This is a genomic window from Sphingobacterium sp. UBA7625, assembly GCF_002484085.1.
In the GTDB taxonomy this organism is placed as follows: domain Bacteria; phylum Bacteroidota; class Bacteroidia; order Sphingobacteriales; family Sphingobacteriaceae; genus Sphingobacterium; species Sphingobacterium athyrii.
In genome coordinates, this window is the sequence record NZ_DLJD01000044.1 from 41,762 (window position 1) to 60,542 (window position 18,781).

The window sequence follows — 18,781 nt, forward strand, 5'->3', positions numbered from 1 at the left end:
ATAATCGAAAGATTGTCGCCTTTTTTATGCGTAGTACGCTTTGCTACCACCGGATTAAGGCGGATCCCCAAGTGAAGCCTGCGCCAAAGGCAGCTAAACAAATAAGATCACCTTCTTTTATTTTTCCGGCTTCCCAAGCCTCGCATAGTGCGATCGGTATGGAGGCCGCTGTGGTATTTCCATATTTTTGGATATTATTGAAGACCTGATCCTCATTTAATCCTAATGATTTCTGTACAAATTGTGAGATCCGAAGATTCGCTTGATGGGGTATCAATAAATCTATATCGGAAGTTTTTAAATTGTTCTTGGTCAAAGCCTCATGAATTACTTCGGGAAATTTTACAACGGCCTTTTTGAACACAGCCTGTCCGTCCATATTTGGGAACGCAGTTCCATCTTCAAGCATTTCTTTGGTCATAAGTAATCCGCCCAATTCCTGTTCAGGCCAGTCTGGCATTTTATCTAACCAGATTCCACTGGATGCCCCCGGATAGTACATAGCGAGCTTTTCTGCCTCAGCCCCATCTGAATGTAAATGTGTACTCAAAATGCCTCTACCGGTTTCTGTTGTTGGCTGCACAACCACAGCTCCAGCACCATCACCGAAAATAACGGATACAGCACGTCCTCTAGTGGAAAAGTCGAGGGCAAACGAATGTTTTTCTGAACCTACTACAAGCACATTTTTATACATTCCGGTTTTGACAAATTGATCTGCTATGGACAGGGCATAGATGAAGCCCGAACATTGGTTTCTAATATCTAATGCGCCCACTTCGTTCATTTCCATTTCCCGTTGCAGTAATACCGCACAACCGGGAAAATAATAGTCGGGTGACAAGGTTGCGAAGATAATGAAATCGACATCTTCCTTACTGATATTGGCGCGTTCTATGGCTATCTTCGCGGCTTCAACACCCATTGTGGTTGTTGTTTCCCCGATACGGTCGGCATAGCGACGCTCTTTGATCCCCGTTCTTTCCTGAATCCATTCATCGCTGGTATCCATGAAACGTGTTAAGTCATTGTTGGTATATACGTTTTTCGGAACGTAATAGCCAATTCCTGCGATTTTCGACTGAAACATAATAAATTCCTCTAATTGATTGTTTCTTCCCTTTTATATTGTCGTTAATTTAGAAAAAAATATTCTATTTTTGCAGCATGGGTACCCAAACTGCTGAAGAAACCTTTACGTTAGAAGAGATATTAGCGTCTGTTAAGGACTCTAATCGCCTGATTTTGTGGAATGACGAAACGAATACGTTCGACCATGTGATCCATTGCCTCATGTATCACCTCCAATATACAGAGAAACAAGCTGAAAAAATTGCCTGGAAAGTACATACTGAAGGAAAGTGCGCCGTTTTGGAAGGCACTTTCACTGAAATGGAAATCTACCGCAAAATTTTGAAAGCTGAGGGATTGACGGTCTCTGTCGAATAGATTTACTATCCTTTTTGTTACGGTAATAATATAGTTACGCTTTAAGTTTGTCTCTAAGTTTTAGTTTTATTTGCAATAAACTATAAACTAAGCTGAAGCTCTCATGTCATTTAACGCTAAATCGTTTAAATTTTTATTATTATTTGTATTCTTTCTACCGGTTGTAGTTTTTGCACAAACCGGTCAAATCAAAGCTATCCTGATCGATAGCAAAACATCCAAACCTATTTCGTCTGCCAGTGCTGCGCTTTTAGACGCGAGCAATAATAGTTACGTTAAAGGCGCGCAGTCAGTAGATCAGGGATTTCTTTTATTTACAGATATCAAACCCGGTAAATATAATGTCCGTATCAGTTATGTAGGCTACGAAACGCAGACCATTGAGGGGGTGGATGTGGTCGCATCGAAAAGCAAGGACCTCGGACGGGTTGGCTTAAATTCAACGGGTGAACTGCTGGATGAAGTTGTTGTTGAGGGGAAAGTTCCCGCGATGCAGATTGGTATTGACCGCAAAACCTTTAACGTGGGCGAGAGCTTGGTCAGTGCGGGTGGAACAGCAACAGATGTGTTAGCCAATGTACCGACGCTTCAGGTGGATCAAGATGGATCGGTGAGCCTGCGCGGATCCAGCAGTGTCAAAATTCTAATAGATGGCCGCGAGTCAGCACTCGCTGGAAACGATGTCACATCTTTGCTTCAGAGTCTTCCAGCTAATTCCATAGAAAAGGTTGAGGTCATCACCAATCCATCCTCCAAATATGATGCGGAAGGACAAACGGGGATAATCAATATTGTCCTAAAGAAGAATATTCGGACAGGGCTCAATGGATCAGTTAACACATCTGCTGGCTCCTATGATAACTATATGGCCGGTCTTACCCTGAATTATCGAGATCGAAAATTCAATTACTTTGGTTCCTATAACTTCAACAAGCGTCATATGGTTGGGAGTGGGAAGACCGACAATATCTTTTTGCTTGATACGACACGTAATTATAGCGAATCTGAATCGTCCAGGAAGGGAAATAGCCACACAGTAAAAGCCGGATTTGATTATAATATGTCTGATCGTACTTCATTGAGCTTTTCGGGTAATTTGAGCGTTCGAGATAATAAACGTATAGAGGATTTAGATTATCGGTTTTATAAATTATCTCAGGAGACTGGAACGAGCGTACGTAATTCCACTCAATTTGAAGACGATTTAGGCTACGAATTCAATGCGGATTTTAGGCATCAATTTAAGCGACAGGGGGAGGAATTGACGGCAAACGCAAGTTACGGTAGAGACAAGGAGGATGGCACGAATGATTTTCGTCAAAACTATACTGACGGTCGGAAAGAAACCGCACGAACAAATACGACCTCTGAAGATGGCAAGAATATCAATCTTCAGCTGGATTATGTGCTGCCATTTTCTGAGGTAAGCAAATTTGAGGCCGGCTACCGTTCTCAAATTAGGAAGTCTTTTGATACCCAATTTTCTTTATCACTTGATTCGGTAGGCGATTATGTACCGGATTATAGGATCAGTAATGATTTTGATTTTACCAGTGCTGTTCATGCGATCTATGCCAATTATCAAAATAAGCTGACGGATAAAATTGGCTATCAAATTGGATTACGGGGCGAACAATTTGAACTCAAATCCACTTATTTTTCCAAGGATCCCGATGCTGTGGAAAAAGAATCCAATGCAAAGCAGAACTTTTTTAGACTGTACCCGACCTTGTTTTTAACCTATGATGTAGACGATAATGGTGACAAAGTTCAGTTTAGTTATTCGCGTCGTGTGCAACGTGCCCGAGGTTGGCAGGTCAATCCGTTTCTAAATGTATCCGATGATTTGAATTACCGTCAGGGAAATCCAAACCTGAAACCAGAAGATGTACATAGTTTTGAAATGAGCTTCGCCAAAACTTTTGGAAAGGTCAATTTAATATCTTCGGCTTACTTCAATCATGCCAGTGAGGTTATACAGCCTTTTGTCTACAAAATAGAAGATGGAAGGACCTATAGTCGATGGGAAAACATGACGAGCCGTAATCTTTCAGGCTTTGAATTTATCTCAAAAGTCAATGCGACGAAGGATTTTGATTTTACATTTAATCTTAATTTGATTCACATTAAATATAATGCAAATCCGGACTACGATATAAAAGAGAGAAAGGATTTCGCTTATAATGCAAACTTAACTGCGAATTATCGCTTTACACCTACTTTCTCGGCTCAAATGAGAGGTGAGTATAATTCTTCACGCGTGATGGCTCAAGGGCAGATGAATGCAATGAAAGGAGTGGATGTCGCATTGAAAAAGGATGTATTTAAGAAAAAAGCATCAATTATGTTGAATGTCAGAGATGTATTTAATTCACGGAAAATGAATGGTGTGACAGAGACATCGCAACTTATATCAAATTTTGAACACCGTTGGATGAAGCGAATGGTCACTTTATCACTTTCTTATCGCTTTGGTAGTCAGGATTTAACCAGGTCTAAGAAGAAAGAAGCACAGACAAATGAAATAAACGGTGGCGGTGAGGAATATTAAAAAATATTCCTCTTTTTAAGCCCAAATACGTAATTTTAATTTTGAAACAAACCTAAAACTAAAAAGAATGAAGTTATTAAAAACAGTTCTTGCGGTATCGGTGATGGCATTTTCAGCGCATCTACATACTGCTGTAGCACAAGCAAAAAAAGAAGTACCTGCTTACAAAATTCTGGATTTGCCACGTGTGGATATCAAGAAATTCAAAAAGAATAAAGCCGGAGCATATGTTATTTTCGATGGTACGTCGATGGAAGGTTGGAGAGGATATGATAAAACTGTCGTGCCTAAGAGATGGGTTATCAATGAAGGCGCAATTAAGTTTGATAGCCAGGCGAATGTTGGTAAAGATGAAGGCGGAGATCTGATTTTTGCTCATGATTTCAAAAATTTCGAATTGGAAATGGAGTGGAAGGTTGCAAAGGGAGCAAATTCGGGAATTTTCTTCCTGGCGAAAGAAGTCGAAGGCCAGCCCATCTATATTTCTTCACCGGAATGCCAGGTGCTTGACAACGAAAACCACCCAGATGCTAAAATGGGCGTCGATGGGAATCGTAAGTCTACATCATTGTATGATATGATTCCTGCGAAACCACAAAATGGCAAACCTTATGGCGAATGGAACAAGGTGAAGATCCGCGTGAACAATGGTAAAGTTGAGCATTTCCAAAATGGTGTGAAAGTCGTTGAATATACCCTATGGGATAAATCTTGGGTTGACCTATTACAAAAAAGTAAATTCAGTCAAGAAAAATGGCCTTTGGCTTTTGAGTTGCTGAGCCATGTAGGTGGAGACAGCAAATCAGGAGTGATTGGTCTTCAAGATCATGGAAATGATGTTTGGTTTAAGAACATAACCGTTAAAGTTTTAAAATAGAAACCCGCAGGCTTTCGTAAATCTAAAAGCTCCGGAAGCCTATTGGAGGTTATTTCTGCCGAATAAAAACAGAACTTTATAACAAAAAAGCAGCTTTTAAAGCTGCTTTTTTGTTATAATATTGCTTGCAATTCTTTCAGATCGACGATCATGTATGGTACATCTTCAGGTTTTTCCGTACTGTTCGGATTAAAGAAGATCGCATCCATTCCGACATTCATTGCCCCACGTACATCCGCATCCAGATTATCTCCAATCATCAATGATTGTTGTACGTGTGCCCCCGTGGTTTCCAGTGCAAATTGAAAGATCCTTGGATCAGGTTTGTTCACTCCGACGACTTCAGAAATAAAGATATTTTTGAAATATTTATTCAAATTGCTTTTTTTCATTTTGGTCTCACAAGCTTCTTTAAAACCATTGGAGATTAGATGTAGGTTGTATTTTTCATCCAAGTAGGCTAAGGTTTCATGGGCATGGGGAAATAAATTCGTCTTTTGGGGACAAATAGCTAGGTATTCCAGTTCAAATTCTTCCGGAAATAATTCAGGATCTACGCCCAATGCTGTAAAGGTATCGGCGAACCTTGCCTTTCTTAATTCGGGTTTTGAAATTTTTCCATGATGGTATAATCCCCAAAGTCGATGATTGTTGACCGTATAAGTTTCAATGAAACGGGTGGGGGATTCCTTGTCAAACAAGCTGTCAAACTTGTATTTAAAATACAAGTTGTGGAGACTTTCTTCAGCATTCTTGTCAAAATCCCAGATGGTATGATCTAGATCAAAGAAAATATCCTTTTTCTCACGATTAAACATATGCAAATATACGACCTCCGGGGAGATTTTATCTTATTGTGAATCGGCTAATTTTCTTCTTTGTGTCATAATCGTTGGGATATTTCCGAATGCCTTGGTGAATAGCTATTTTTGTTACATGAAGAAAGCGCTTTTACTCTTTTATTTCCTTTTGTTTTATGCGATCATGCAGTTGATCTGGTGGGGGGTGATGTTCATCCGGTTTGACCCAAGCAAAAAGAATATGATTATAGGCGAGGGTATTTTCTTTTTGATCATTTTTTTATGGGGTGCATGGCGGTTAAAGCGTCTTGTAGAGCGCGAGCAGAAACTGCTGCAACAGCAGCAAAATTTCCTTTTGGCTATTACGCATGAGTTGAAATCTCCTTTGGCTTCAGTCAAACTCTATATTCAGACCATTTTGCGACGGGATCTGGACAAGGAACAGCAACAGACTTTTTTAAGAAATTCATTAAAAGATATTGAACGATTGGACGATCTGGTGGAGAATGTATTGATGACAACGAAGTTGGACAGCCGCAATTACAGCATGCCCAAAGAAGATTTTAATTTTACTTCTCTAGTGGAGCAAATTGTCGATCGGCTTCAAAAAAATTCGTGCAGCTCGCAGGTATTGAAACCTTATCTGGAATCGGATATTATTATCCATGGTGACAAATTTGCGATAAGTAATGTTGTGACAAACCTCATAGAGAACGCTATTAAATATTCACCGGCTTGCGCTATGGTGGATGTAAAATTATACACAGAGAGCAATAAAATAATTTTTTCTGTTGCTGACCACGGTATTGGTATCAGTGATGAAGAGAAAAAACTTATCTTTAATAAGTTTTATCGCGTGGGAAGTGAAGCAACACGGAAAACCAAAGGTACTGGTTTGGGGTTATATATCGTGAAAACCGTGTTGCAGAAGCACGACGCGACCATTAAAGTTAAAGATAACACTCCTAAAGGGAGTATTTTTGAAGTAACATTTGAAAGAAATGCAAAGTAAACAAAGAATATTACTTGTCGAAGATGAAGAACACTTGTTAGAAGCTATCAAGTTGAATCTCGAAATGGAAGGTTACCGTGTCACTACGGCTACTGACGGAAAAAAAGCATTGAAAGTTTTTAAGGAAGAACGTTTCAATCTCGTAGTTCTGGACGTTATGATTCCTGAAATAGACGGATTTCAAGTTGCTGAAACAATTCGACTACAGAATACCGAGGTTCCGATCATGTTTTTGACTGCCAAGAACAGTAGCGAAGACCGGATCACGGGGCTCAAAAAAGGGGCTGATGATTATCTGGTAAAACCTTTTAACCTGGAAGAGTTGATTCTTCGTGTTGGAAATTTGGTCCGTCGTGGAATGAAACCGGATGATTTAAAAGAATTGAATTCTTATCAAATCGGTGATAAAACCATCTATTTTAATTCTTATGAATTGCATCACGCAGATGGAACGATTACCTCTCTGACGAAAAAAGAAACAATGCTATTAAAGCTGTTGATCGAACGTCGTAATGAAGCGGTTTCCCGTGAGCAGATTTTAGAAACTGTATGGAATTATGACGTCTATCCTTCGACGCGTACCATTGACAATTTCATTTTGACATTCCGGAAATATTTTGAGCCTGATCAGAAACACCCGATCTATTTCCATTCTATCCGAGGAGTTGGTTATAAGTTTACCGACAATAACGCATAGCAAATAAAAGATGATGACAATTAAGGCTAGAATAGCCGTTATTTTTATTGCTGCGTTACTTTTGGGCTATGGTTTATACCAGGGGCATTATCAGACAGCTGTCTTGCTGGCTGGTGGAATTGGTTATCTAATTTGGAGCCATTTCCGGGAGGGGTCAGTTTTCTTGGCAACACAAGCTTTTCATAGACAGGACTATGAAAAGACAAAAAGCTTGCTGTCCCAAATAAAAAATCCAGATACCCTTCGTAAAGGGCGGCGTAATTTCTATGAATTTATGATGGGAAATATTGCCTTAAAAGAAGAACGTATCGATGAGGCTGAATATCATTTTCAGCTCGCTTCCCGTCTACCCTGGAAAAAAGATAATGAAAAAGGTATGGTAATGATCAATCTGGCCAATATTGCACTGCGTAAGACAGATTATGAAAGAGCAAGGGCATATACAGATGTGGCCAACAAATTGCATTTAACTGCAAGACAGGTCAGTATTATTACAAAAATAGAAAACGAAATTTCAAAACATTTATAGTGATTAGTACTTTACAAAACGATTTATTGATTAGAGCTGCATTCTCGCAGCAAACGGAGAGACCTCCGGTGTGGATGATGCGTCAGGCTGGACGCTTTATGAAAGAATACTGGGATATCAAAAACAAGTATTCTTTTCTCGAAATGTGCAAAACACCAGAGATTGCAGCGGATGTAACGATGTTGCCTGTGGATTTGTTGGGAATAGATGCAGCAATCTTGTTTTCGGATATTTTGGTTACAGCAGAAGCAATGGGTGGAGATCTGTCATTTGAACAAGGTGTAGGTCCTCGTTTTTCTAATCCAATTCGTTCTGTCAAAGAGGCAGAAGCATTATCAGTTGACTGTTTGGATAAACTGCAATATGTAGCTGATGCCATAAAAGTAATTCAGCAACGTCTTGATAATCGTATCCCATTGATCGGTTTTGCGGGAGCACCTTTTACCATTTTAAGTTATTTGGTGGAAGGCGGTTCGTCAAAAGACTTTAAATTGACGAAGTTGATGTTAAACAATCAACCTGAGTTGGCGCATACGATCCTTCAAAAGATTGCCGATGTGACTGTAGCCTATCTTAACATGCAGATCGAGGCAGGTGTAAATGCAATCCAATTGTTTGATAGCTGGGCATTGGCCTTGTCCTGGAATGATTACCGTGATTTTTCACATTATTACAACAAACAGATTATCTCCAAGCTGAACCGCAAGGATATTCCGGTAATCTCTTTCTGTAAGGGATCATCTGTCTTTGCTCCGATGATGGTAGAGGCGCAGCCAGATGTGGTTTCTATCGATTGGAATGCGGATCTAAAAAATATAAAGCAGTCTTTGCCTCAAGGGATAGCAGTTCAAGGAAATTTAGATCCTTTTGTCTTATATGCTGAAAAACCTGTGATCAAAAAGAAAATTATAGAATTATTTGAACGTATGCGCGGAGAGCATGGTTTTATATTCAATTTGGGACATGGTATTATGCCTGATATTCCTTTTGACAATGTAAAATACGCAATCGAGGTTGTGAAAGAATTTCGCTATTAAATCTTCAGTTGCGATTATCCGGAGAACGGATTTTATCCATACCGATAAAAAACAAAAGAAGACTTGCCCTAACTGGCAGGTCTTTTTTTTGAACAGGAGATGACAGCTGCAAGTAGTTAAAAGTAAGATTTTTATTATTTTATAATGCATTGAAATGCGGCTTACAGCAGGTATGGTGAAAATTCGTGCAAAATATGTTAAGATGAGCACACTTACTTTTTTTGTAAATGTTGTTTTATTTTATAGCTTAGTCGCAAAACCTAATAAATGAGTAAAAATACCTTGATGGATGGATTGCTGATTAATGAAGAAGCGCTGGAGGAAGTGTTTCATCATTATTTTGACGAGCTTTGCCGCTTCTTGGGGTATTATACACGTGATGTGCAGTTAGTGGAGGACTGTTTACAGGATGTGTTTGTTAAACTATGGGAAGATCGGGATCAAATCCATATTTTTCATGTCAAGACCTATCTTTATCGGGCAGCCCGTAACCGTGTGCTCAATGCTTTACGCAATGAAAGTGCACGTACTGCTCATTTGGAACGTTGGTTTAGGGAGGAAATGACCCGCCAGGAAGCAGAGGAGTGTATCAATATGGAGGAGTTTTCCCTTGTTTATCAGGAAGCTATAGGCAAATTGCCTGAAAAATGTAAAATCGTCTATCAATACTGTAAGGAAGAACAGAAGACCTATCAGCAGGCAGCTCAGGAACTGCAAATATCCATCAAGACAGTCGAAAATCAGATGTCCATTGCGTCTAAAAAAATACGGGCACATATACTTGAACGCTATCAAATACTTTATCCAGATTCGATTCTACTGGTTTTAGCGATGTGTGGTACAGGTCTTTCCACACTCGTTTAAATATTTTTTAAAAAAAATACAAAATCTTTTAGGGGTTTTCTCCGCTCTAGGTGTCTATTTGTCGTAAACCCAAAATAATGAATAGCAGTTATAAGCCGTCACTGGAGCAATTAGTTCGATATCTAAGAAAAGAGAGTGATGTAAAGGAAAATGCAGCGATTGTAGCTTGGCTTGATTCAGGTGAACAAAATCGTCATTATCTTTTGCAGCTGGAAAACGAATGGATACATCTCAAAGAACCACCTTTGGTCATAGATAGGGCAGATCGTCCGGGGATATGGAACAAAATCCAAGATCGTATCCAACCGGTGGTTAAAACCGTTGTCTTTGACCGCAATCGTTTTTGGTGGCTGGTCAGTGCTGCGGCAATTCTTATTTTTCTGTCCGGTACATTGGGAACGTATTTTATTCAGCGTAATATTTTAATGAATAAATCTTCCCAGGAGCATACAGTTGTTTATACGGCGTTGGGACAAAAGTCACAAGTTGTATTGCCAGACGGTTCAAAAGCTTGGTTAAATGCGGGAACAAAGATAACCTATTCGCATGCTTTTAATCAATATGATCGCAAGATTACACTCGATGGTGAGGCATTTTTTGATGTGGTGAAAAAAGAAAATATGCCGTTTACCGTGCAGACTTCCCATTTGGATGTTGTGGTTAAAGGAACTGCTTTTGATATTTCGGCCTATGCGGATGATGCCAAGACAGAGGTGTCCTTACTACGTGGCAAAGTAGTGATAAAAGATAAAAATGGAAAACTGATCGGGGAGTTAAAACCTAATGATTGGATCCAATTGGATAAACGGAGTGGTCGGTATACGCAGATACGGCAATTGGATGCGGTACAATACAGCACCTGGAAATCTGAAGAACTTGTTTTTGAGAACGAACCTTTGGATAGCGTGCTCAAGAAATTGGAACGTTGGTATGGTGTGCAAATTAACTGGAGTGGAGCTAAAGCCGATAGACGTTACACCTTCAAAGTGAAAACTGAAAGTCTACGTGAAATTTTGGAACTGATCAATGTCATTACACCACTCCGTTATACAATAGCAGGCAAATCTGTAGCTATAGTTTCAAAAAAACGATAACCAAAAATTGATGATATAAACTACTTAAAACAAAATATACCATAAATTATGAAAAAGAAACCTATTCTGATGAGTCTTTTACTCCTCAGCCAGACCTTCTTTGCGGTAAACGCACAGCAGGTATCGGGCAAAAAGGAGTCTTCAGATCTTAAATCACTCATTGAGATTGTCGAAAAGAAGTTTGGCTATTCATTTATGTTCAGTAATTCAGATGTAGATGTCAAAACACCACTTTTCTATGATGCTCAGGCAAGCAGCTTGGAAGCACTGCTGAAAGATGCATTGCAGGAGAGCTCGATCACATACGATATTTCGGGAAAACGGATTTTATTAAAACGCAAGGTTGCGAATAAACAGCAGACCGGACAAGTAAAAGGAATCGTCGTAAACGAGAAAGGGGAGCCGTTGGCGGGAGTGGGTATACATGCCGTGAGTAGCGGAAAGACAGTCGCAACAGATGCATCAGGTACTTTCTCTTTAGAAGTCAATATGAAAGATCTTCTGCAGGTGAGCTATGTCGGGTATCAAAACCAGCAAATTAATGTTCAGCCTGGAAAAGAGATCAACATCTCTTTAAACAGTGGAAACAGAGAGCTTGATGAAGTTGTTGTGATCGGATATGGTACGTTAAAGAAATCGGACGTTACGGGTGCAATAGCGAGTATCAATACAAAAGATCTGGCAAAACGCGCGACGACAAACCCTGCTGAGGCGTTACAAGGGGTGGCTGCCGGTGTCAATGTGCAGAAAAATAGCGGTATCGCCGGAGCGGGAGTACAAGTCAAGATCCGCGGGGTCAATACCTTCGGTAGTAATGAACCATTGTATATCATAGATGGTTTTCCCGGGGCAATCAGCAATGTCAACCCCAATGATATCGAAAGTATGGAAGTGCTTAAGGATGGAGCGGCCGCAGCTATTTATGGTTCCGTTGCGGCCAATGGTGTTGTTATTGTCACAACCAAAGCTGGTAAAGTCGGGAAAATTCTTGTGGACATCAATAGCTTTACAAATGTAACAGAAACGTCTAATCGACTAAAAGTGCTCGATGCCGATGGATATATTAAGGTGCATCGTCAAATGTATGATGAATACAATAAATATGCTACGACAGCAGTCAAACTTCCTGACTATATCAATAAGCCAGGAGCGCATAATACCGATTGGCAAGAGGAGGTGTTCCGTACCGGACTTTCTACAGCGAATAGTGTCGCCATCAGGGGTGGACAAGATAATACACGCTATTCCCTGTCCGCGAATTTAAGTAATGACAAAGGTGTCGTTATCGCGAACGATTTCAAAAAGGAAAATGTCCGTATGAAATTGGGAACCAAGAAAAATATCTTTACCGTGGAAGGGAATATGGCCTACACGAATTCGAAATATCATGGCCCCAACTTTAGTCTAAAAGAAGCCTATATGATTTCGCCTTTGGTACCCGTTTATGATACTGCGGAAAAAGGTGGTTTTGGTTTGACAAATTGGGGTGGAATTCCCAATAATGTCAATGTGGTTGCCGACGAGCATTATAAAACGAGTTGGACAAAAAAACAGGATTTCGCCGGAAATGCTTTTGTTAGTGTAGATATTATGAAAGGTTTAACCTTTAAAACAAGTTATGCCTTTAACGCGATTAATACACAGAACTATTTCCATTATCCACCATTTGCTTCTGATGAAAAGAATCCTTATGAATTTCCTTTTTATTCCGAAGGGCGTAGCTATTGGCAGGAGCAGGTCTTTGATAATCTCCTGAACTATAAAACAGAATTTGGAAAACATAGCTTAAACGCGCTTTTGGGTAGTTCGTTGAATATGCAGGAATCCAATTGGAATAATGTAGGGGTAGAAGGCAAAAAGATTGTCTATTCTGTTGAAAATGGAGGACTAGTGACTAAAGAAAGCGCAGAAGGGTTTCTAGATCCAAATTTTATGACGATCAGTTCGGGACAAGGTGGAACATTCTCCGCAGATGGTTCTAAATATGACTATAATCGTATGTCTATCTTTGGACGGGTCAATTACTCGTATGCTGATCGTTACCTTGTACAGTTAACCTTACGTCGTGATGGCTCATCTAAATTTGGAAAGGATAGTCGATATGGAAGTTTTCCTTCAATTGCATTGGGCTGGAAGATCGATGAGGAATCATTCTTCCCGAAAGAATCTTTTGTGTCTAATCTGAAATTAAGGGGAAGCTGGGGAAAACTCGGAAATGAGGTCGCTTTGGGGTACTACGATCACCAGGCGCTGATCAGTACTTACAATAATTTGTACATGGGATATGTGCGTGGAAGTGGAAATCCTTGGCCCGGTAGTACTGCAATGGGACTTGAGAACCGCCTGTTGAGTTGGGAGACAACGGAATCTAAAAACATAGGTGCTGACTTTGGTCTATTCAATAATGTATTAAAAGGTTCGGTAAATTACTTTATTAAGACCACCAATGATCTTTTGATCACTAAGAAAGTAGCTCCTTCTGCAGGTTTGGAAGATCCGACATTAAATGTCGGAAAGATCCGAAATTCAGGTTTTGAGCTTGAACTCAAATATGCAAATCGGAAGAATGCGTTTCAATATGATATTGGATTAAACTTGTCAACTTTAAAAAATAAAGTGGTGAGCCTCGCTAATGAAGACCAGATTCTTTTGGGAAATGGCCTAAAATTCGATACCGAACATTTTCCGAATCAGACACGTGTGGGATATCCGATCGGAGGATTCTTCCTTTACCAAACCGATGGTATCTTTCAGAGCATGGAAGAGGTAAACAAACATGTCAACAAGGATGGGAAATTACTACAAGAGAATGCCAAGCCGGGCGATATCCGTTTTGTCGATGTTGATGGCAATGGTGTAATTGATGATGAAGACAAAAAATATAGTGGCACGGGGATTCCCAAGTTGGAGGTGGGGCTGAACCTTGGAACCTCTTATAAGGGATTTGATTTTTCGGCACTGATCGGAAGCGGTTGGGGACATAAACTCTATAACGGGAATAGGTACTTTTTTGAAGCCATGAGTTCTGGATCAAACTTTTTGAGCAGTACATTAAATGCATGGACAGAAAACAACCGTAATACGGATGTTCCGCGTGCTGTATTACAAGATCCAAATGGAAACAGCCGTGAGTCCACACGCTTTTTGGAATCGGGTAACTTTATTAGACTACGTCAGCTGCAGATTGGGTATACTTTGCCTAAAAATCTGTTACATGCGATCCGTTCAGAAAATCTACGGTTTTATATTAGTGGACAGAATATGTATACCTGGACAAAATACAAAGGAATTGATCCTGAGTTTGCACCATCTGGAGTTAACAATAAATCCAGCGTGTTAAATACAGGGGTAGACCGTTATATTTTTCCATTTACCAAGTCCTATTCCTTTGGAGTTCAATTTACATTTTAAGACTTGGGTATTTATTGTATCATAATTAAAGAAACTAGAAGATGAAAAAGAATAGAACAAATTATAAATGGATTCTTTGTATCGCTTGTGCACTAAGCACGACATTGTCCTGCAGCGATAAATTGGATTTAACATCACCGGACAAACTTACTTCAGATAACTTCTGGCGTAATGCCGAGGATGCAGAGTCTGGACTTTCTGCTGCCTATTCGCAGTTGGAAGCCGCAACTGATGTCTGGGAATTTGCAGAGGTAAAATTCCCGGTGGAGGCCTACCGTGAGGACGCTTGCGAAATCGGTAGTGATGCATTGAACTACCAAACTTGGGTAGAACTCTATAATTTTACCTATACCAATGGTAACAGTCAGTTTACGGCCTATTGGAGCAAAGCCTATCGCGGTATTTCTTATGCAAATCAAGTTATCGAGAAGACCGCGCCGATTGAAATGGACGCAAATAAGAAAAATCAGATTATTGCTGAAGCAAAGTTCTTGCGCGCCTATTATCATTTAAAACTCTTGCTCAACTGGGAGAAGATTGTCGTCCGCGATCAATATATCACCAGTGAAGGAAAGATTAACAAGGCTTTGTCTACACGTGATGAGGCGTGGGCTTTTATTATCGGGGATCTGGAGGCTGCGGTCGGCAATTTGCCTGTGAAACAGGAGGCAGCCAATGTTGGTCGAGCTACCCGAGGGGCGGCGAATGCTTACCTTGGCTACAGTTATTTAACCTCAGCATATGAAAATACAGCCAAAAAGGACGAGCTTCTCGGGAAAGCCGAACAGGCCTTTAAAGCAGTATCTGGATATAGCCTAGAAAAGGATTTTCTGTCGATGTTTGACGGTACCAATAAAAATAGTGCTGAATCTATTTTTGAACTTCAATTCACCGATAATACCGCTAACGGCGCAAGTTACCGTACTGCTCTGCATAAGTGGATCGCTGTAGGGGAGCTGGGCGGTTGGGATGAAATCTTACCGAGCAAGATGCTCTTAAACGAATTTAAAAAGGAGGGTAAGATCGCTACAACAGGACGTTATGACTCACGTATGTACCAGACGGTGTTCTGTAATGATCCTTACTTTAATGATTTAAAGAATGGGGGAGTTTATGGCTTTACCTACGATGAAATATTTGGGGCTGGATCTGACCGGGCAAGTTTCAGAAAGTATTTGCCACGAACAGCAGCGGATTTAGATAAGTCCCGCACAGCAGTCAATCTTCCGTTGATGCGCTATGCTGATGTTTTATTATTATTGGCTGAAACCTTAAATGAACGTAACCGTCCTGCAGATGCTATTCCTTTGATCAATCAGGTACGCCAGCGGGCCGATATGCCAGCACTCCCTTTGAATTTGCCTGTTACCGAAGTTAAAAAACGCATTGAACATGAGCGTATCGTGGAGTTTGCCTTGGAAAATACCCGATTCTATGATATGAGAAGATGGGGAAAAGCGAAAGAAGCATTACAAGCTATCGGGCGAAATAGTTTCGATCCGGCTAAGCACAACTTTTATCCTGTCCCATTATTGGAGATCAAGTCAAATGATAAAATTAATTAAGGAGCATGTTTACCGTTTTTTTTATCATGCTTTTAGGTGTAGGAATAGGGATAGGACTTCGGTCCTTTCCTATTCTTAAACATACAGGTATTCTTGTCCGACTGGTCATATTTGCCTTACTGTTTCTTTTGGGACGAGAGGTCGGACAAAATCCAAAAATAGTAGACAATTTGGATACATTGGGGTTGCAAGCTATACTGATCACATTGGCCGGGGTCGCTGGAAGTGTTCTTTGCTCATGGTTCGTTTATCGTTTATTCTTTAGCAAACATGAAAGGTAGTTTGATCATTCTCGCATTTTTTATCGTGGGTGTTTTTGTCGGTTTCAAGGGAATTATTCCAGCCGAATTGTTGAAAGAAGAATGGAATACTTATGTCCTCTATGCACTGATGGTTTTGGTCGGGGTTACCATTGGTTATGATAGGGAACTCTTGGTATCTCTACGAAAAGTTAATTTAAGCATCGTACTCGTTCCCCTGGCAACTATCGTTGGAACATTGTTAGGTACGTTTATCATCAGTTTCTTTATCCGCGACTGGAATGCTGCTGAAAGCATGGCGGTGGGATCTGGATTCGGTTACTACTCTTTATCAAGTATTTTTATTACACAATATAAGGGTGTCACATTAGGAACCATAGCGTTGATGTCGAATTTGATGCGTGAACTATTGGCGCTATTAATGGCTCCATTAGCTCGAAAATGGTTTGGCCCATTGGCACCGATTTCTGTTGCCGGAGCCACAAGTATGGATACTGCATTACCCATTATCACACAATGTTCCGGCAAACAATATGTTCTCGTTGCGATCATTCATGGTATTTTGATTGACCTCAGTGTGCCCTTTTTAGTTACTTTTTTTTGTTATTTATGAGAAATAAGATCAAAACCTTGTGGGGTACAATTAGTTTTTGTTTGACTTTGATAGGATGCAATACGGTCAAGTCACCTAAAATGGATGCCTATGGCGGTTTGTTAATGGTCGAGCAGCAACCAGAAGGTTCCACTCGCCGAACAAATCCCTTTTATACTGACCGCGGGGCTTGGATCGGATTTGGCATCCATGAAAATAAAACCGTGACCGGTTTTTGTGGACCTTATGATCTAGATGGGCGTACCTGGTTAAGTAGTGCACTGCTGCAGATTGGAACGGCTCCGACAGGAGAAAAAAATCTACTGAGCCGTGACAGCAGCTGTTATTATCCAGATCGACTGTGGATGCGTTTGCGGGGAAAGGATATGGAAGTAGAACAAACTTTAAAACAGGTCTCGTCAACAACAGCCATATTGCATATTAAAAACAAAGCATCAAAAGTACTATGGATATATGGCAATCTCAATCAGGGGAAATGGACACTGGCAGGCAATACGCTATGGTCAAAACTTCCAAATGGAGAACTTCTTTTACTGTCTTTTGAGGCTGGTGTGAACCTAAACTGTGATCAGGGAAAATATGAAGCTTGTTTAGAAAAAGCAGATACAGAGATTGTCCTGACCCATTATGCCAACCCGATTACCTTAGAAAAAGCACTTGTGGCAACAAAAACCGCTGTTGAGCAAAGCAAGGCTTTGAGCATACAACATACAGCACGCTGGGCGAATTATATCAGCTCAAATACTCGTCGGGAACTGTCCATGCAGGAACATCGCATTATGGTAAAAAGCATAATGACGCTGATGAGCAATTGGCGGAGTGCAAAAAAGGAATTAAAACATGATGGTGTGGTTCCTTCACATGTAGCCGACTACTTTGTTGGATTTTGGGCCTGGGATTCATGGAAGCATGCCGTTGCATTGGCGCAGATAGATCCCGCTTTGGCGAAAGATCAGGTTCGCGCTATGTTTGACTTTCAGGATAGCGTCGGCATGATTGCCGATTGTATCTACACGGATCATCGCGAAAATAATTACCGTGATTCCAAACCGCCATTGGCTGCCTGGGCCGTTAATGCGATCTATGAAGCCGATCATGACCTATCGTTTGTACGGGAAATGTACGATAAACTGGTCTTGTACCATCAATGGTGGTTCCGTTACCGGGATCACAATAAAAATGGTATTTGTGAGTACGGAGCCACAGATGGAACATTGGAAGCTGCTAAGTGGGAAAGTGGTATGGACAACGCTATTCGGTACGACAGTACCCAGATGTTATGGAATGAAGAAGGTGCCTGGAGCATGAATCAAGAGTCTGTGGAGCTCAGTGCTTATCTCGAGCTGGAACGAAAATATCTGCTGCATTTTGCGGAATTGCTCAGTGTGCCATTTCGGGGGAAAAAAGAACCCTACCTTGCCATGGACTACTTCTTCGATCAAGAGCAAGGATATTATTTTGACCGCAAACTGGATGGAGCGCTTATCCCATGTTTTGGTCCCGAAGGTTGGTCACCGTTGTGGACAGGTTTAGCTACTGTGCCACAAGCTGAGGCTGTGGTTCGTGTAATGAAGGATACCAGTAAATTTGCCTCCTTTGTACCTTTTCCTACTGCTGCCCTAGACAACGCCAAATTCATGGATAGGGGATACTGGCGCGGGCCTATTTGGTTGGATCAGGTCTATTTCGCCATTTCTGGTTTAAGGAAATACGGTTATCAAAAGGAAGCCGATCTGTATACCAAACAGGTCTTTGAGCGACTGGAGGGATTATCCGGTCATGGACCAATTCATGAAAACTATGAAGCCCGGACAGGCAAAAGGCTCAAAGCACCACATTTTAGCTGGTCTGCTGCTCACTTATTTTTGTTATATAAGGAACTGAAAACTTCTCAGCAGAAAAAATAGATAGGTTGAAAATAGTAGAGATAACAACACTTCGGATCTGGTAAGTTGTACGATCTATGCCGGATTTGAAGCGTTGTTTATTTAATATGCATTACTGAAAACTATAGTTATGTAA

Annotated in this window: 16 protein-coding genes; 14 read left to right on the forward strand and 2 right to left on the reverse strand. The window is 40.6% G+C overall.

Features of this window, described 5'->3' with window-relative positions; translation table 11 throughout:
- Positions 1-43: 43 nt before the first annotated feature.
- The gene (locus B4G94_RS18415) at positions 44-1,090 is read right to left on the reverse strand and encodes a 3-oxoacyl-ACP synthase III family protein (protein ID WP_286860792.1); all 1,047 of its coding nucleotides are present in this window, start codon (positions 1,088-1,090) and stop codon (positions 44-46) included.
- Between the two features lie 77 nt (positions 1,091-1,167).
- On the opposite strand from B4G94_RS18415, the gene B4G94_RS18420 reads away from it, so the two are divergent.
- The 3 genes from B4G94_RS18420 to B4G94_RS18430 all read left to right on the forward strand — a co-directional run bounded on the left by B4G94_RS18420 (position 1,168) and on the right by B4G94_RS18430 (position 4,877).
- Complete coding sequence (locus tag B4G94_RS18420; protein ID WP_077437687.1) at positions 1,168-1,449, forward strand: ATP-dependent Clp protease adaptor ClpS; 282 nt, start codon at positions 1,168-1,170, stop codon at positions 1,447-1,449.
- Positions 1,450-1,552: 103 nt separating this feature from the next.
- On the forward strand, positions 1,553-4,000 hold the full coding sequence (locus B4G94_RS18425; RefSeq protein WP_286860794.1) for a TonB-dependent receptor domain-containing protein: 2,448 nt from the start codon (positions 1,553-1,555) through the stop codon (positions 3,998-4,000).
- 67 nt (positions 4,001-4,067) lie between these two features.
- Positions 4,068-4,877: a 3-keto-disaccharide hydrolase gene (locus B4G94_RS18430; RefSeq protein WP_286860797.1), complete on the forward strand. Its 810-nt coding sequence runs from the start codon at positions 4,068-4,070 to the stop codon at positions 4,875-4,877.
- Positions 4,878-4,990: 113 nt separating this feature from the next.
- On the opposite strand, the gene B4G94_RS18435 is transcribed toward B4G94_RS18430, so the two are convergent.
- Complete coding sequence (locus tag B4G94_RS18435) at positions 4,991-5,695, reverse strand: YjjG family noncanonical pyrimidine nucleotidase (RefSeq protein ID WP_286860800.1); 705 nt, start codon at positions 5,693-5,695, stop codon at positions 4,991-4,993.
- Positions 5,696-5,813: 118 nt separating this feature from the next.
- Between B4G94_RS18435 and B4G94_RS18440 the strand changes: the two genes are divergently transcribed.
- The 11 genes from B4G94_RS18440 (at position 5,814) to B4G94_RS18490 (ending at position 18,666) form a co-directional block, all read left to right on the forward strand.
- Positions 5,814-6,689 (forward strand): sensor histidine kinase, encoded by an 876-nt coding sequence (locus B4G94_RS18440; RefSeq protein ID WP_104385725.1) that lies wholly within the window; start codon positions 5,814-5,816, stop codon positions 6,687-6,689.
- Positions 6,679-7,386, forward strand: coding sequence for a response regulator transcription factor (locus B4G94_RS18445; RefSeq protein WP_070563139.1), 708 nt, complete (start codon positions 6,679-6,681; stop codon positions 7,384-7,386). The genes B4G94_RS18440 and B4G94_RS18445 overlap by 11 nt, the downstream gene beginning before the upstream one ends.
- A 10-nt stretch (positions 7,387-7,396) precedes the next feature.
- A complete protein-coding gene (locus B4G94_RS18450) occupies positions 7,397-7,915 on the forward strand; it encodes a hypothetical protein (RefSeq protein ID WP_241254845.1) in 519 nt (172 codons plus the stop codon).
- Positions 7,915-8,952, forward strand: coding sequence for a uroporphyrinogen decarboxylase (hemE, locus tag B4G94_RS18455; RefSeq protein WP_108636712.1), 1,038 nt, complete (start codon positions 7,915-7,917; stop codon positions 8,950-8,952). The genes B4G94_RS18450 and hemE overlap by 1 nt, the downstream gene beginning before the upstream one ends.
- A 267-nt stretch (positions 8,953-9,219) precedes the next feature.
- On the forward strand, positions 9,220-9,816 hold the full coding sequence (locus tag B4G94_RS18460; RefSeq protein ID WP_286860803.1) for an RNA polymerase sigma-70 factor: 597 nt from the start codon (positions 9,220-9,222) through the stop codon (positions 9,814-9,816).
- Between the two features lie 77 nt (positions 9,817-9,893).
- Positions 9,894-10,910 (forward strand): FecR domain-containing protein, encoded by a 1,017-nt coding sequence (locus tag B4G94_RS18465; RefSeq protein ID WP_286860804.1) that lies wholly within the window; start codon positions 9,894-9,896, stop codon positions 10,908-10,910.
- Between the two features lie 48 nt (positions 10,911-10,958).
- Positions 10,959-14,321, forward strand: a complete 3,363-nt coding sequence (locus tag B4G94_RS18470) for a SusC/RagA family TonB-linked outer membrane protein (protein ID WP_286860806.1) — start codon at positions 10,959-10,961, stop codon at positions 14,319-14,321.
- A gap of 41 nt (positions 14,322-14,362) precedes the next feature.
- Positions 14,363-15,886 (forward strand): RagB/SusD family nutrient uptake outer membrane protein, encoded by a 1,524-nt coding sequence (locus B4G94_RS18475; protein ID WP_286860808.1) that lies wholly within the window; start codon positions 14,363-14,365, stop codon positions 15,884-15,886.
- Positions 15,887-15,891: 5 nt separating this feature from the next.
- Complete coding sequence (locus B4G94_RS18480) at positions 15,892-16,167, forward strand: LysO family transporter (RefSeq protein WP_282252399.1); 276 nt, start codon at positions 15,892-15,894, stop codon at positions 16,165-16,167.
- Positions 16,157-16,759: a lysine exporter LysO family protein gene (locus B4G94_RS18485; RefSeq protein ID WP_286860809.1), complete on the forward strand. Its 603-nt coding sequence runs from the start codon at positions 16,157-16,159 to the stop codon at positions 16,757-16,759. The genes B4G94_RS18480 and B4G94_RS18485 overlap by 11 nt, the downstream gene beginning before the upstream one ends.
- Positions 16,756-18,666 carry an MGH1-like glycoside hydrolase domain-containing protein gene (locus B4G94_RS18490; RefSeq protein ID WP_286860810.1) on the forward strand — a complete coding sequence of 637 codons (1,911 nt, stop codon included), beginning with the start codon at positions 16,756-16,758 and terminating at the stop codon, positions 18,664-18,666. The genes B4G94_RS18485 and B4G94_RS18490 overlap by 4 nt, the downstream gene beginning before the upstream one ends.
- The last annotated feature ends 115 nt before the right edge of the window (positions 18,667-18,781 follow it).

Coding starts and splice junctions, on each gene's coding strand:
- B4G94_RS18470 (WP_286860806.1), top strand. CDS start 10,959: ATGAAAAAGAAACCTATTCTGATGAGTCTTTTACTCCTCAGCCAGACC.
- B4G94_RS18420 (WP_077437687.1), top strand. CDS start 1,168: ATGGGTACCCAAACTGCTGAAGAAACCTTTACGTTAGAAGAGATATTA.
- B4G94_RS18415 (WP_286860792.1), bottom strand. CDS start 1,090: ATGTTTCAGTCGAAAATCGCAGGAATTGGCTATTACGTTCCGAAAAAC.
- B4G94_RS18430 (WP_286860797.1), top strand. CDS start 4,068: ATGAAGTTATTAAAAACAGTTCTTGCGGTATCGGTGATGGCATTTTCA.
- B4G94_RS18465 (WP_286860804.1), top strand. CDS start 9,894: ATGAATAGCAGTTATAAGCCGTCACTGGAGCAATTAGTTCGATATCTA.
- B4G94_RS18425 (WP_286860794.1), top strand. CDS start 1,553: ATGTCATTTAACGCTAAATCGTTTAAATTTTTATTATTATTTGTATTC.
- B4G94_RS18460 (WP_286860803.1), top strand. CDS start 9,220: ATGAGTAAAAATACCTTGATGGATGGATTGCTGATTAATGAAGAAGCG.
- B4G94_RS18485 (WP_286860809.1), top strand. CDS start 16,157: ATGAAAGGTAGTTTGATCATTCTCGCATTTTTTATCGTGGGTGTTTTT.
- B4G94_RS18490 (WP_286860810.1), top strand. CDS start 16,756: ATGAGAAATAAGATCAAAACCTTGTGGGGTACAATTAGTTTTTGTTTG.
- B4G94_RS18475 (WP_286860808.1), top strand. CDS start 14,363: ATGAAAAAGAATAGAACAAATTATAAATGGATTCTTTGTATCGCTTGT.
- B4G94_RS18450 (WP_241254845.1), top strand. CDS start 7,397: ATGATGACAATTAAGGCTAGAATAGCCGTTATTTTTATTGCTGCGTTA.
- B4G94_RS18480 (WP_282252399.1), top strand. CDS start 15,892: ATGTTTACCGTTTTTTTTATCATGCTTTTAGGTGTAGGAATAGGGATA.
- B4G94_RS18440 (WP_104385725.1), top strand. CDS start 5,814: ATGAAGAAAGCGCTTTTACTCTTTTATTTCCTTTTGTTTTATGCGATC.
- B4G94_RS18445 (WP_070563139.1), top strand. CDS start 6,679: ATGCAAAGTAAACAAAGAATATTACTTGTCGAAGATGAAGAACACTTG.
- B4G94_RS18435 (WP_286860800.1), bottom strand. CDS start 5,695: ATGTTTAATCGTGAGAAAAAGGATATTTTCTTTGATCTAGATCATACC.